Source organism: Acinetobacter sp. WC-323 (genome assembly GCF_000314615.1).
GTDB classification, from domain to species: Bacteria; Pseudomonadota; Gammaproteobacteria; order Pseudomonadales; family Moraxellaceae; genus Acinetobacter; species Acinetobacter courvalinii.
Map to the genome: position 1 here is coordinate 59,346 of NZ_AMZS01000014.1, position 13,951 is coordinate 73,296.

13 protein-coding genes are annotated in these 13,951 nt (G+C 38.0%); 7 read left to right on the forward strand and 6 right to left on the reverse strand.

All coding sequences use genetic code 11. The features are described from left to right. Nucleotides 1-9: 9 nt before the first annotated feature. Nucleotides 10-1,290: a cation efflux transmembrane domain-containing protein gene (locus ACINWC323_RS0118690; RefSeq protein ID WP_004699717.1), complete on the reverse strand. Its 1,281-nt coding sequence runs from the start codon at nucleotides 1,288-1,290 to the stop codon at nucleotides 10-12. 84 nt (nucleotides 1,291-1,374) lie between these two features. Between ACINWC323_RS0118690 and cadR the strand changes: the two genes are divergently transcribed. Further along, on the forward strand, nucleotides 1,375-1,779 hold the full coding sequence (gene cadR, locus ACINWC323_RS0118695) for a Cd(II)/Pb(II)-responsive transcriptional regulator (protein ID WP_004699715.1): 405 nt from the start codon (nucleotides 1,375-1,377) through the stop codon (nucleotides 1,777-1,779). A 49-nt stretch (nucleotides 1,780-1,828) separates the two neighbouring features. Here cadR and ACINWC323_RS16840 read toward each other — a convergent pair whose 3' ends face one another. The 3 genes from ACINWC323_RS16840 to ACINWC323_RS16830 form a co-directional block, all read right to left on the reverse strand. Then, nucleotides 1,829-2,713 (reverse strand): copper resistance protein B, encoded by an 885-nt coding sequence (locus ACINWC323_RS16840; protein ID WP_004801527.1) that lies wholly within the window; start codon nucleotides 2,711-2,713, stop codon nucleotides 1,829-1,831. Beyond that, the gene (locus ACINWC323_RS16835; RefSeq protein ID WP_005003194.1) at nucleotides 2,700-4,580 is read right to left on the reverse strand and encodes a copper resistance system multicopper oxidase; all 1,881 of its coding nucleotides are present in this window, start codon (nucleotides 4,578-4,580) and stop codon (nucleotides 2,700-2,702) included. The genes ACINWC323_RS16840 and ACINWC323_RS16835 overlap by 14 nt, the downstream gene beginning before the upstream one ends. Nucleotides 4,581-4,669: 89 nt before the next feature. Continuing rightward, entirely contained in the window at nucleotides 4,670-5,020 is a 351-nt protein-coding gene (locus ACINWC323_RS16830) for a hypothetical protein (protein WP_004801531.1), read from the reverse strand. A gap of 150 nt (nucleotides 5,021-5,170) precedes the next feature. Here ACINWC323_RS16830 and ACINWC323_RS16825 point away from each other — a divergent pair, with 150 nt between their 5' ends. Both ACINWC323_RS16825 and ACINWC323_RS16820 read left to right on the forward strand, forming a co-directional pair. Further along, the gene (locus ACINWC323_RS16825; protein WP_004722337.1) at nucleotides 5,171-5,854 is read left to right on the forward strand and encodes a heavy metal response regulator transcription factor; all 684 of its coding nucleotides are present in this window, start codon (nucleotides 5,171-5,173) and stop codon (nucleotides 5,852-5,854) included. Next, the gene (locus ACINWC323_RS16820) at nucleotides 5,844-7,220 is read left to right on the forward strand and encodes a heavy metal sensor histidine kinase (protein ID WP_004801537.1); all 1,377 of its coding nucleotides are present in this window, start codon (nucleotides 5,844-5,846) and stop codon (nucleotides 7,218-7,220) included. Before ACINWC323_RS16825 ends, ACINWC323_RS16820 begins: the two co-directional genes overlap by 11 nt. Nucleotides 7,221-7,298: 78 nt before the next feature. On the opposite strand, the gene ACINWC323_RS16815 is transcribed toward ACINWC323_RS16820, so the two are convergent. Then, nucleotides 7,299-9,662: a heavy metal translocating P-type ATPase gene (locus ACINWC323_RS16815; RefSeq protein WP_005144782.1), complete on the reverse strand. Its 2,364-nt coding sequence runs from the start codon at nucleotides 9,660-9,662 to the stop codon at nucleotides 7,299-7,301. A 281-nt stretch (nucleotides 9,663-9,943) separates the two neighbouring features. On the opposite strand from ACINWC323_RS16815, the gene ACINWC323_RS16810 reads away from it, so the two are divergent. The 3 genes from ACINWC323_RS16810 (at nucleotide 9,944) to ACINWC323_RS0118700 (ending at nucleotide 11,557) form a co-directional block, all read left to right on the forward strand. Further along, nucleotides 9,944-10,324, forward strand: a complete 381-nt coding sequence (locus ACINWC323_RS16810) for a copper resistance CopC family protein (protein ID WP_004722340.1) — start codon at nucleotides 9,944-9,946, stop codon at nucleotides 10,322-10,324. Between the two features lie 67 nt (nucleotides 10,325-10,391). After that, nucleotides 10,392-11,273: a CopD family protein gene (locus ACINWC323_RS16805; protein WP_004801541.1), complete on the forward strand. Its 882-nt coding sequence runs from the start codon at nucleotides 10,392-10,394 to the stop codon at nucleotides 11,271-11,273. A gap of 14 nt (nucleotides 11,274-11,287) precedes the next feature. Next, nucleotides 11,288-11,557 carry a hypothetical protein gene (locus tag ACINWC323_RS0118700; RefSeq protein WP_004722342.1) on the forward strand — a complete coding sequence of 90 codons (270 nt, stop codon included), beginning with the start codon at nucleotides 11,288-11,290 and terminating at the stop codon, nucleotides 11,555-11,557. A gap of 103 nt (nucleotides 11,558-11,660) precedes the next feature. On the opposite strand, the gene ACINWC323_RS16800 is transcribed toward ACINWC323_RS0118700, so the two are convergent. Then, nucleotides 11,661-12,560, reverse strand: coding sequence for a recombination directionality factor (locus tag ACINWC323_RS16800; RefSeq protein ID WP_004801544.1), 900 nt, complete (start codon nucleotides 12,558-12,560; stop codon nucleotides 11,661-11,663). 281 nt (nucleotides 12,561-12,841) lie between these two features. Here ACINWC323_RS16800 and ACINWC323_RS16795 point away from each other — a divergent pair. Then, the coding region (locus ACINWC323_RS16795) for an IS256-like element ISAba26 family transposase (RefSeq protein ID WP_009507291.1) at nucleotides 12,842-13,951 on the forward strand (1,110 nt) is incomplete at its 3' end.

The following is a 13,951-nucleotide window of genomic DNA, read 5'->3' on the forward strand; positions in this document are numbered from 1 at the left end:
GTCAGCACCCTACTTCAACGCCAAAATTTTTCGAGCGCCATTCAGTACAAACAGTGAAACAAGAATACCAATAATCAAATCTGGGTAAGCTGAACCAGTCCATGCAACAAGTACACCTGCTAAAATAACCCCCATATTTACTATTACGTCATTAGCTGAAAAGATCCAACTCGCTTTCATATGGGCTCCGCCATCTCTATGCCCAGAAATGAGATACAAGCACGTCACATTGGCAATAAGTGCTAAGAAGCCAATAATGATCATCAAATCTGACTCTGGTTCACTACCGAACATGAAACGTCTGACAACATCAATAATAACGATCAAAGCTAATAAAAGTTGAATCCATCCTGCAAAATGAGCTGCTTTTAATTGGTATTTAGCCGCTTTCCCTACCGCGTAAAGTGCTATACCGTAAACGGCCGCATCAGCAAACATATCAAGAGAGTCCGCAATGAGCCCCGTCGATGCGGCAATAATTCCACTTATGAACTCAATAAAAAAAAGAACACCATTAATCGCTAGTAATAATTTAAGGACTTTCGCCTGCTTAGTCGGATCTGGTGTTTCAGGCAATTCCCCAGTGGCTTTTACTGTTTCCACGAGCTTTGCACCAAAACCTAGGGCTTCAAGTTTTGTGGTAATTTCATTAATCCCATTGGTATGGAAAACAACTAACTGTCTTTGCGCCAAATCAAAAGATAAACCTTTAACTTCATGCAAGGGAGAAAGTGCCATTCTTACCATTTGCTCTTCTGCCGAACAATCCATCTTCGGAATCAGAAAAGTACTAGCTTCTTGTGCTTGTTCTTTATTTTCATAAGCTTCAGTTTTATTTAATTTTGCCCCAAATCCAAGAGCTTCAAGTTTTGCAGTGATTTCATTACTTTCACCATTATGCAGAACTTTTAGGTTTCGGTTCGGCAAATCAAAAACCAAGCTCTTAACATCTACCAATGAAGATAAAGTCATCCGAACCATTTGTTCCTCTGCGGAACAATCCATTTTCGGGATGCTATAGTCACTGATGAAAGTCGCTGTATCTTCACTCCCCCTAATCTTTTCAGGTGAAGTTATCGAATCCGAACCACAGCATGAATTCGACTGCTTACTACCGCATGAATCTTTTTCATCAGGGTTAGGTTCTTGCTGTACCTCATTATCGCAACAAGAACTTTCACTTTCTTCTGTAGCTAAATCTTTAATTTTACAAGAATCTGTTTTTGATTCATTTTGTTTTTGCTTAGTGTCTTCACAAGAACTTTCTTGATTACAACCGCAACCACTCATTGATGTGCCTATAGTCATATCTTCACGTATTGCATATTAAAATCCCTATAGCTACTATAGAGTCAATAGATCAGGTGACTTGAAATGAACTTAAAAATTGGTGAATTATCTCAGCTATCCGGTTGCCCTGTTGTTACAATACGGTTTTATGAAAAAGAAGCTTTATTACTAGCCCCTAATCGTTCGGAAGCTAATTATCGACTTTATAACAAAGACCACTTAGAGCGACTTCTATTTATTCTTAATTGCCGAACTTTGAATATGAGCTTGGACGAAATAAAAATTTTATTAGCATACAAAGACAAACCTTGTGGAAACTGTAGTTCTATTAACATCTTAGTTGATAAACATATTCATCAATTAGAGCAGAATATCCAAAAACAGATTCAGCTTAAGCAACAACTTTCTGATTTAAGAAGCAAATGCTCTGGTTTTTTGGAAATTAACTCTTGTAAAGTACTTGAAGGGTTATCCGTAAGTTTAAAATAATTAAGAATGAATAATGGAATATCACCATTATTCATTCTTAATAAAATATTTAGAAAACTAATTCAATACCTGCCCCGTATAACCACCCCTTTTCAGAATTTGTAGCTTCTTGAAAAGTTGTTAATTTCTGTCCTTTTTCATATTGATAAGCGACATCAACAAATGGTCTTATACGCTTATTAATCTCGTAACGAGTTTTTAGACCTGTCTTTAACTCAGACAAACCTGACTTTGTAGCAAAATCAGAATTATCATTAAACACAATATCTGCTGCAATATATGGCTGAGTAATTAGCTTTTGAGTGAGTAATAGATCTCGATCAAACTCAAAACTGGCTCCCCAAAAATTATTTTCACCACCATAAAGGTAGGCTTTTGTCTCAAAGAAATAAGGTGCAAGGCCTAATAATCCAATAACGCCATCAATGCGATTACTATTACGGTTATTTTTGTCCTCACTATACCTTACCCCAGCTTGTACATCCCAAAATGGTGCAACATTTCTACTGTAAAGAGCTGATACATCATATTTGGGATCATTACTCTCCGCTTTATTCATATTAGCTTCAACAAACATTCGATTTTCATCTGTTCCAATCAATGCCTCGAAACTCGAACCTAAGCTGCCCTTTCCATCTTTATCAACTATCCACTCATTGGAAAATTTAGTTGTCTGATAAATTTGCCCACCATGCTCGTTCATATGATTTTGGCTAAAAGCTAAAGTTTCAGACCCTTTGCTGTTTGAAGACTTTTGATCAGTATTACGTTCAACATAGCCTAATCCGCCTGATTCGCGTAAAAGCACACTCATACTTGACGTACTCTTATTTAGATTTTCAGTCGAATTATCATTCGCAAATGCCATACCCGCTAAGCCAATTAAAGCAACAGATAAAATTGTTTTTGAATATAACTGTTTAGTGATGTGCATGTTGATTCACTCCCTCATGGCTAGTTTGAGGTTGGGCAACGATACTTTTCGTATCATCATCATTGCTATCTACATTTGCCACAATGAGTTTGTTCATCATTCCAGCTGCCATGTGATATAACAAATGGCAGTGGATAGCCCATTCACCCAATTCATCAGCAGTAAGTAAAGTTGTAACTGTTTTCCCCGGTGGCACAATGATCGTGTGTTTATTTGGCATATTACTTGGATCTTGACCATTTTCAAGCTGCATAAACATACCGTGCAAGTGCATTGGGTGAGCCATCATACTGTCATTCACAAATTTCAAGCGTATACGTTCCCCGTATTTCACTTTGAATGGTTCTGTTTCATTAAACTTCTTACCATTAATTGTCCAAATATAGCGCTCCATGTTCCCACCAAGACGGATTTCCATTTCACGTTCAGGGGCACGAGTATCTGGTTGAGGCTTTAAAGATTGTAAGTCACTATATTGAAGTGCTTTTTGACCAACAGGTGTTGAAGCATTTGCCCAGCCATATACAACATCACCATTCTTTTCTTGTGTAGGTGCATTAGATGTAGTCATTTGCATGCCATGGTTCATACCTGACATAGATTGATCTTTTGAGCTGTCTGTCATAGACGACATATCGTGATCCATGCCTTTCATTGAAGACATGTCATGGTTCATTCCAGACATTGACTGATCTTTTGAGCTGTCTGTCATAGGCGACATATCATGATCCATGCCTTTCATTGAAGACATGTCGTGATTCATGCCCGCCATAGAAGACATATCATGCCCCATCCCCATATCTTCCATAGTTAATAAAGAACGAGGACGTGACTTCGGCATTTTGATTTGATTTATTGGAGGAGTATTCTCATCATGTAAGGAACCAACTGAAAAACCACTCCTATCAATTGATTCTGCTTCAATTTGATAATTTGATTGTTTGGGTTCTACAATAACATCATACGTTTCAGCCGTCCCTATTCTGAATTCATCAACCGGAACAGGTTTCACTGGTTGCCCATCTGCACTGACTACCGTCATTTTCAAGTTAGGGATTCTGACGTCAAAGAATGACATTGCTGAGGCATTAATAAACCGAAGACGTACTTTTTCACCCGTCTTAAAATTACCAGTCCAATTTTGTTCTGGAGTCTTACCATTCATCAAAAAAGTATATTTTGTCACATCAGACATATCTGTCTTGAGCATTCGCATCTGGTTCCACATCGAACGGTCTTGCCATGTTGCTTTTAAACCATCTTTTTTAATTTGTTTAAAAACATCAAAAACAGTTTCACGACGGTTCTGATAATAGTCAGCTTCTTTCTTTAGATTATTCATGATTTTATCACTAGTTGAATCATGAAAATCTGAAAGTAATACGACATAATCCTTATCTGTTTTCTCAGCTACAGTTAAAGGTGTCCTATTTTTGGGGTAAATGACTAACGGACCATACAAGCCCTCTTGTTCTTGACCTTTACTATGCGAATGATACCAATAGGTACCATTTTGGCGTACCTTAAACTTATATTCGTAGGTCTTATTAGGGGCAATACCGTCAAACTGATTAAATCCGGGTACGCCATCCATGATGCCCGGTAGAATTAACCCGTGCCAATGAATAGAAGAATCTTGTTTTTTTAGCTTGTTATGGACACGAATAATAGCATCATCACCTTCCTCAAACTCAAGAAGAGGTGCAACAAATTTCCCATTAACCGTAATTCGTTTTAAAGGCTTACCTGTGATATTCACCGTTTGCTCAGCGATTGTTAAATCATATTCTTTAACTGCTGCCACAACCCAAGTTGATGAAAATAAACCGACTCCTATTAAAAGGACATGCGTTAATTTTGTAGACATTTATTTCACCTATCTAATATAAGGATGGGAGAATCAAGCAAACCTATTATTCGCTTTAATTTCCCCCGATCTTTCATTTATCGTATTTGTTATTTATTTGATGTATTTGACATGTTCATCTTTGAGTGGTCCATGTTCATCATACTGGAATTATCCATATTACTCATTTTAGATTGCCCCATATTCATCATCTTAGAATGATCCATCTGAGACATATCCGTCATGTTACCATGCTCATGCTGACTATGATCCTGTTGGGTTTTATCATCATTCTTCATATTACAAGGTTTTTGACATTTCTCTTGCGTCTTTGAATCGGCTTTAATTTCAGACACAACTGTAGTTCCTTGTTTCACATCTGCTGCCCAAGACTGAGTTCCTACAATTAAAGTACCAACACACATAAGAGTGGTTAAGCTACGGCTGAATAGAGTTTTCATGTTTTGCTCCAAAAATTAACTTTATGTAAATACCTTAAAGGCCTTCACTAAACATCTATGTGACATGAAAATGACATTTTTGTAATCTACAACGAATCACGTATTTATAACGTTATTATGTTCTTAATGAGTGATATGGGATTTTTATCAATGAGAATCTTACTAGTTGAAGATGAACAAAAAACCGGTGACTACCTTAAACAAGGTCTATCTGAAGCTGGGTATATAACGGATTGGGTAACGGATGGATTATCTGGTAAACATCAAGCGCTTTCCGAAGAATATGACCTCATCATTTTAGATGTGATGCTTCCAAAGCTAGATGGTTGGGATATCATTTATGATATCCGAAAAAGTGGCAAAACTATGCCTATTCTTTTTCTTTCAGCACGTGATCAAATTGAAGATCGTGTGAAAGGCTTGGATTTAGGTGCTGATGATTATCTAGTCAAGCCTTTTGCTTTTGCTGAGTTATTAGCACGAATTAAAAGCTTACTCCGACGGGGACAACAAAAAGAAGATAGTAACCTTATTACAATTGCTGATCTTGAACTTGATCTTCGTAAACGCCGCGTCACTCGCGCTGGGCAACGTATTGACTTAACAGCTAAAGAATTCGCGCTGATGGAATTATTTATGCGTAGACGTGGTGAGATATTACCTCGTACGCTCATTGCCTCTCAAATATGGGACATGAATTTTGATAGTGATACCAACGTTGTAGAAGTCGCTATCAAACGTTTGCGCAGTAAAATTGACAGTAATTTTAGCCCAAAGCTGATACAGAACATACGTGGAATGGGGTATGTTTTAGAGGTAGAAGATGACTCGTAAATTGTTTAATGCAATCAGCTTTCGTATAGCAATCATCTTTTCTCTTTCTACTGTTATCATCTTAATGATTATGGGGTTGGTTATTCACAAGCTCGTAATGCATCATTTTGAAGCTCAAGACCGAACTCAATTAGAAGGCAAAATTCAACTTATAGAGAATCTACTTGAACAGAACCCATCTAACTCTCAAGAACTAAATTTATATTTAAAAGATGCCTTAATTGGACATCACGATCTGATTGTTCAGATTGAACGTCCAACAGGTCAAGTTATTTTTAGCTCAGCACCATCAGTAATTCATCCCCAAGCACTCAACAAATCAAAACAAGATCCATGGCTTGAATGGAAAATTAAAAATAAGACTTATCGTGGCTTAATTTATAAAAAGACTTTTGATCATAATGACTCGTTTATATCAGCTCAGATTATTGTTGGAATCGATACCTCTGAGCATCTACATTTCTTAAATGACTTTAGACGTCAACTTTTATACATTGGATTTGTGGGTACAATTTGTTTAATGTTCTTAGGGTGGTTCGCAGCATGGCGAGGGCTACGTCCAGTACAACAAATGGCAAAAGTAGCAGAGGGTATCTCAGCCCAACATCTTTCTGAACGTTTAGAAGTCGAAAATACTCCAACCGAACTTAAATCACTGGCTGTCGCTTTTAATGATATGTTAGATCGGCTAGAAGCCGCAGTAGAAAAACTTTCAGATTTTTCATCTGATCTTGCTCATGAAATAAGAACACCTATTAACAATTTGATGACTCAAACTCAAGTATGTTTATCTCGTAGTCGAAATATTAATACTTATCAGGAAGTTCTATTTTCAAATTTAGAAGAGTTTGAGCATTTAGCTCGCATGGTCTCTGATATGCTATTTTTGGCAAAAGCAGAACATGGTCTACATTTACCTAACCTACAACAGGTTAATTTAGTTAAAGAAGTTTCAGCATTATTTGATTTTTATGATGCTATCGCTGCTGAAAAGGGAATGTCACTCGAACAGAGTGGTTCAGGTAGTATAAAAGGTGATCCTTTAATGCTACGCCGCGCTTTAAGTAATTTGTTATCGAATGCAATTAAATATGGCAAATCAGATTCGGTCATCAAAATCACATGCCAACAAAACTTTGATACAACAACATTCATCATTGAAAATGAAAGCTCCCCACTATCATCAGAACAACTTAATCGGTTATTCGATCGTTTTTATCGAACAGATGTATCTAGACAGAGAGTTGAAGAAGGTACTGGCCTTGGTTTAGCAATTACCAAATCTATTCTTGATGTGCATGGAGCTTCCATTCAAGCGACTTATAACGAGGGACATATTTCTTTTAAAATTATCTTTAAAAATTAGTGATATCTCGGTTATTAAGCACTCATTCTAATGATGCTTACCACTCATTAACTTACGCTAATGAGTGGTAAGTCGTGATTATTTTTGATGACGTAATCGTAAGGCATTACCAATTACCGATGCTGAGCTTAGGCTCATTGCTAATGCAGCAATCATAGGCGAGAGTAACCAGCCAGTAAATGGATACAGTACACCAGCAGCCAAAGGGATACCTAATCCATTATAGAGGAAAGCAAACATCAAGTTTTGTTTCATATTTTTAACAGTTGCCTCTGATAAAGAACGAGCAATTTCAATACCACGTAAGTCACCTTTTACTAATGTAACTTGGGCACTATTCATTGCTACATCAGTACCCGTGCCCATTGCGATTCCAATATCAGCTTGAGCCAAGGCTGGTGCATCATTAATTCCATCACCAGCCATAGCAACAATTCTCCCTTCTTTTTGCAATTTTGTGACCAAATCTAATTTATCAGCAGGTTTAACCTCACCATAAACCTCACTAATTCCTAACTTAGCCCCAACTGATTTTGCTGTAGTTAGCCCATCACCTGTTGCCATGATGATTCTTAAACCTGAGTCTTCCAACGATAAAAGGGCCTCTGGAGTGCTTGCTTTGATTGGATCTGAAACTGCCAGAAGACCTAGCAGTTTTCCATCGGCTGCCAAATACATAACACTGGCACCTTCAGCTCTTAATACCTCTGCTTGTGGAATAAGAGTGTTAACAGATATCCCTAATTGCTTCATCAGTGCCGTATTGCCTAGCGCTAATTTTTGTCCGTTTATCTCTCCATTAACACCAATACCTGAACCTGATTCAAATGAAGTAGGTTTACTTAAAGTAAGATTTCGCTCACGGGCGGCACGTACAATTGCATTTGCTAAAGGATGCTCACTGCCCTGATCTAAACTCGCAGCTAAACGGAGGACTTCATTCTTTTCATATCCTGAAGTGGCTACTACTTTATTGAATGATGGTTGTCCTTCTGTCAAAGTTCCTGTTTTATCAATAATCAATGTATCAATTTTACGTAGATTCTCTATTGCGGCAGCGTCTCGAAAAAGTACTCCATTTGATGCACCTCGCCCTGTTGCTACCATAATTGACATTGGCGTAGCTAATCCCAAAGCACATGGGCATGCGATGATTAAAACAGCTACTGCATTGATTAATCCATAAACCCAACTAGGTTCAGGTCCGAATAGCCCCCACCCCAAAAAAGTTAGAACAGCAATACCTATAACCCCCATAACAAATCGTCCTGCAACATGATCCGCCATCCGCTGCATAGGTGCTTTTGAACGTTGAGCCTGAGCAACCATTTGCACGATTTGAGAAAGTACGGTTGATGATCCAACTTTTTCTGATCGCATCACCAATGAACCATTCATGTTCATTGTTGCACCAATGACTTGATCACCCACACGTTTTGTAACTGGCACAGGTTCACCAGTTAACATCGATTCATCTACAGAGCTTGAACCTTCTGTAATGACTCCATCAACAGGAACTTTTTCACCGGGGCGTATCCGTAATAAATCGCCTACGTGTACATGAGATAGTGGAATATCTTCTTCTATACCATCAACACTGATTTTTCTTGCTGTTTTAGGTGCTAGCCCAAGTAGGGATTTAATTGCCGCTGAAGTTTGGGAACGTGCTTTTAACTCTAGCACTTGACCTAACAATGTGAGAGAAATAATCGCTGCGGTCGCCTCAAAATACACAGCAACACGCCCCATAGATACAAATGAGTCTGGAAATACTTGAGGTACTATTGTTCCAACAAGGCTGTATATAAAAGCAGCTCCTGTACCTATTCCAATCAAGGTCCACATATTTGGACTCCGATTCCAGATTGACTGCCAACATCTCACAAAAAATGGCATTCCTGCCCACAAAACAATTGGTAAAGTCAGTACCAGTTCCATCCAGCTTTGCACCTGCATTTCGAACCAGTTCAATTGATGACCAAACATTGCTAAGAAAACTACAATAATGGTTAGCGGTAAGGTCCACCAAAATCTATGCTTAAAATTCTTGAGTTCTGGGTTTTCATCAGCGTCATCTAAGTCAGGAAGTAAAGGCTCTAACGACATACCACAGATCGGACAATTTCCCGCATGGTTCTGTCTAATTTCAGGATGCATTGGACAAGTGTATATCGTGAAGGTATTAACATGAGCAGGCTGATTAACTTCATTTGAATCCTCACCATCCCTCTTTTGTGGTTCTTTTAACGTAACTACATTCTCAACTTTAGTAATATAAAAATGAGGATCACTTTTAAACTTTATGTGGCATTTCTCACTACAAAAGTAAAAAGTTCTATTTTTAACTTCTTCATAAAACTTGGATGCTTCTGTAACTGTCATACCACAGACAGGGTCAGTAAGTCTGTTATTGAGTACTTTGTTTTCATGATGATGGTCCATAAAAGCCTCCTTCATATTTAATTTTTTAAATTAATAATTTCATTAAGATGGAAATAGACTCCCTCTTATTAGTTTGTTCAGTGATCATTGTTTTCTTTAAAGCCAGTGTACCACTTGTGGTTTTTTAATTTTTAAAATGACAAAAATGTAATTTTGAAGTCATCGGGATGTTTCTCTCATCCTTTAATAATAAGCATGAGAAAGGTGATGACCAAGCAACCAATTGATGCATTTCATTCGGTCATTACTGAGCCCAAGATTAGTTTAAAGAGGATGAAGAAATGAAAATTTTCAAAAATAAAATGTCAGCTCTACGTAACACTCTCGTAGGTGCAACACTGATTGTTACTGCTTCAAGTGCATTTGCACACGTGAAACTTGAAAGTGCAATTCCTGCGATCAATGCTTCTGTAGCAAGTCAACCAAAAAACATAACACTCAATTTTGGTGAAGAAGTCATGCTAATGAACGTTAAGTTACTTGATGCCCAACGTAAGGATATCCCTTTGAACTACCAAATAACTCATGATATGAAAAAATCATTTGACGTAGCGGTTCCAAAACTAAAAAAAGGAAAATATACGGTGGTTTGGACCACAATGGGTACCGATGGCCATAACATGAATGGTGAATATAATTTCACTATTAAATCGGCAAAATAACAATGAGTGAAAATAGTCAACATGCCAGCAGCTTGCTGGCATGTTGCTATAATAAAGGGAGAAAAATATGATTCCTGAGACTTGGATATATGCAACATGGTTGGTTAAAGTCATTTTATATTTAGGGATTGCATTTGTTATTGGCGGTGCTTTCTGCTATTTCTTACTTGGACGTTATGTTGAAATCAAGGAGACTATTCTAAAATACATGACTATTGGTACAGGTTTAGGCCTTTTTTCAAGTGTTCTCGGCTTCTTCATTCTTATAGGAAGTTTTGCCAACACTGGCCTTTCAGGTATGTGGGATAGCAACTATATAAATATACTAGTCAATACTCCTACTGGACATGTCTCTATCATTCGATCAATCAGTTTTGCACTTTTACTCATATTTATGATAGTCAAACTTAGTAAAGGGACGATTGATATTTCCAAAACTGAAGGAGCAATCTTTACCATACTGCTCACACCAATCGTTTTAAGTTTTTCACAACTCGGACACGTCACGAATTTACCCTTATTCGCTCAAGCTTTGTTATCAATACATGTACTTGTAATGTCCTTATGGATGGGGTCGCTTTATCCATTATGGAAAACAAGCAAAAAAATTAATGGCTTACCACTTAAAGAACGTATGCATCTATTTGGGCAAATAGCAGCCTTTATTGTAGGAATACTCATCGCTTGTGGTCTTAGTATTGCTTTATTACTCTTTAAAGATTTTAATACTCTAATCAATACACCTTATGGGCATGGATTTATTATTAAAATATTATTTGTCCTAAGTATTTTATTGTTAGCAGCCTTTAACAAATGGTATTTCACACCTCGCTTACAAGACCCGAAATTTGCGAAACAATTGGGCTATGCCATTTTATTTGAGATGTCATTAGGTCTATCAATTCTTTTAGCCACTGGTTATATCACCACTGTAGTCGGTATTGAGTAAAAAAGGATCACGCTATGACTTCATGGATGAAGTACAATTTATTATTTTTCATTTTTTTGAATACGACATCATGGGCTGAACCTAGCACTTCAAAAACGATTCGCTCCTTAGATGATACCGAATTACGTAATATCACTGATCATAATCATGGCGACACCAAAGTCGAAGAGAATAAAGACCATCATTCTAAAGATAAACAACTACGTAATGAAGATAGTAGACAACAAAAAGTTATAAATGGATTAATGTTACAAAAGCCTAACGTACTACCGCCCTCCAAATAAACGATACTTAAGTAATGTTTATTGATTCAATAAGTAGTTCAAATTTTTTAATAAAAAATAGTAGCAATATTACTGTTGGGGGCTTCTTAGCCCCCAACAGTATTTAATTCAGAGCTTGAACCGACTGCTGTAAGCCTTTCTGAATATCTTGAACATGAGTGAGATCATGCGTTTGCTGATGCTCTGTTTGAGATTCAACGCTGTAAAACTCCTCCACTATATCCAAACCCTCTTCACCTCCCACCTCAAAGCAGGCATTACCATAACCCTGCCGTGCCACATGATCCAAAGCCTCCTGATAGAACCCTGCTGTCTTACTTTGTTCATCCATCTGTTTGGCTGAACTAATCGCATCTTTCAGGTTTGTGCCATCACGTAAAGTCAGATCCACGTAGTAGATCGGGGTACGGTAACTTTGTGTGGTGCTTTTACCTCGCAAGGTCAATTGCAATGGCAAACAAGAAAGTAAGTCACCCGATGCTGCGTGATAGTAACGAAGTCGAGCTGCCAAAGTGCGGATGCTGTTAAAGCCTGTGGTTCTAAAGATGAAAGTACCAAACTCATCTGATTCATCTAAGTTGACGTAGAGTCTGCCATAGGGCTTGCATAATCCACCCTGTGCCAATGGACATAAATCAGGGGATGGACAAGGATGTTGTTCAATGCCATTTTGACCGAGTCGCTGACAGCTTTCGCCATTGCCTGAACAGATTAAACGTCCAGTTTGGCGGTCAAATAGGCTGTACTCTGCTCTTAAGTTGAGATCGGGATCATTGAAGATCATGCGGACTGGAATGCTTCTCAGCTTTTGGTTCTGATTGGGCGCTTTGGCACGTAGTTGCTCATCCAGTGGATGTTTGACCCACCCATCTTTATTTTGGATTTGGCTGGTAATGGTAAATTGATCATCTTTTTCAGGCAGACGTTTTCCATTCTTTTCGACAATTTTGCCGATACTGATACGCCCCAACACAGGTGGGGTAATAGCTAAACCTTTAATCATGATGATGTACTCTATATAGATGTTGAAATGGCGTTTAAATTTGGATAAATAAATTTTGGGCATAAAAAATCCCATACTTGTTTGGGGTATGGGATCAGTTGGTTGGGGTGTTAGTTAAATTGAAATGGGTTACTTGGGTATCAGCCCTATCCACCATTCGGATAAATCTGAAAGCGTCGTGTTCCTGCTTTGGTTTGGGGAAATTGGGGACTGTTCTAAATTTTGTGTAAGTACTTAATTTTCATTTATCCTTCAGAGGATAATTACAAAAGGTACTTCACATGGATGAAGCAACAATCAAAAGTATGGCTGCCGAATTGGCTAAAGGTCTAAAAACACCAGAAGACTTAAACCAAATGACAGCAGTCTTTAAAAAATTCATGATTGAAACTGCACTCAATACTGAACTTTCAGACCATCTCGGTTATGAAAAGCATCAGCCCAAGAAAGGCTCAAATAGCCGTAATGGGTTTAGTTCTAAAACCATTACAACTCAAGATGGACAACTGGCTTTAGATATTCCCCCTGATCGAGAAGGTTCATTTGAGCCACAAATTATCAAAAAGCACCAAACACGCATCACCAGTATGGATGACCAAATCCTCTCACTGTATGCAAAAGGAATGACTAATAGGGAAATTGTAGCCTTCTTCAAAGAAATGTACGATGCCGATGTGTCAGCATCTCTCATCAGCAAAGTTACCGATGCTGTGATTGAGCAAGTGACTGAGTGGCAAAATAGAGCCTTAGATAGCCTTTATCCTGTTGTCTATCTTGACTGTATTGTTGTCAAAGTCCGTCAGCACTCCAATGTGATTAACAAGTCCGTATACCTTGCTTTAGGCATCAATATGGATGGGCAAAAAGAATTACTGGGTATGTGGATTGCTCAGACAGAAGGTGCCAAATTCTGGCTGTCAGTCATGACAGAGCTAAAAAATCGAGGAGTACAGGACATTCTTGTTGCCTGTGTAGATGGATTAAAAGGCTTTCCTGACGCGATAGCCTCTGTTTACCCTCATACTGATATTCAACTGTGTATTGTGCATGTTGTACGCAATAGCCTGAGATTTGTAAGCTGGAAAGACTACAAGGCTGTTACGTCGGGTCTGAAAGCGATTTATCAGGCAAGTACAGAGGAAAATGCTTTAAAGTCCCTAGACATCTTCTGTGATCAATGGAATCACCAGTATCCCAAAATTGGAGAATCCTGGCGGGCCAATTGGGAAAATATCCGAACGATCTTTAGCTATCCAGCCGAAATACGTCATGCTATTTATACAACAAATGCGATTGAGTCGTTGAATAGCGTAATACGCCATTCAACGAAGAAAAGGAAAATCTTTTCATCTGATGACTCAGTAAAGAAGGTCATTTACTTAGCAACATCA

Coding starts and splice junctions, on each gene's coding strand:
- ACINWC323_RS0118690 (WP_004699717.1), bottom strand. CDS start 1,290: ATGAGTGGTTGCGGTTGTAATCAAGAAAGTTCTTGTGAAGACACTAAG.
- cadR (WP_004699715.1), top strand. CDS start 1,375: ATGAACTTAAAAATTGGTGAATTATCTCAGCTATCCGGTTGCCCTGTT.
- ACINWC323_RS16840 (WP_004801527.1), bottom strand. CDS start 2,713: ATGCACATCACTAAACAGTTATATTCAAAAACAATTTTATCTGTTGCT.
- ACINWC323_RS16835 (WP_005003194.1), bottom strand. CDS start 4,580: ATGTCTACAAAATTAACGCATGTCCTTTTAATAGGAGTCGGTTTATTT.
- ACINWC323_RS16830 (WP_004801531.1), bottom strand. CDS start 5,020: ATGAAAACTCTATTCAGCCGTAGCTTAACCACTCTTATGTGTGTTGGT.
- ACINWC323_RS16825 (WP_004722337.1), top strand. CDS start 5,171: ATGAGAATCTTACTAGTTGAAGATGAACAAAAAACCGGTGACTACCTT.
- ACINWC323_RS16820 (WP_004801537.1), top strand. CDS start 5,844: ATGACTCGTAAATTGTTTAATGCAATCAGCTTTCGTATAGCAATCATC.
- ACINWC323_RS16815 (WP_005144782.1), bottom strand. CDS start 9,662: ATGGACCATCATCATGAAAACAAAGTACTCAATAACAGACTTACTGAC.
- ACINWC323_RS16810 (WP_004722340.1), top strand. CDS start 9,944: ATGAAAATTTTCAAAAATAAAATGTCAGCTCTACGTAACACTCTCGTA.
- ACINWC323_RS16805 (WP_004801541.1), top strand. CDS start 10,392: ATGATTCCTGAGACTTGGATATATGCAACATGGTTGGTTAAAGTCATT.
- ACINWC323_RS0118700 (WP_004722342.1), top strand. CDS start 11,288: ATGACTTCATGGATGAAGTACAATTTATTATTTTTCATTTTTTTGAAT.
- ACINWC323_RS16800 (WP_004801544.1), bottom strand. CDS start 12,560: ATGATTAAAGGTTTAGCTATTACCCCACCTGTGTTGGGGCGTATCAGT.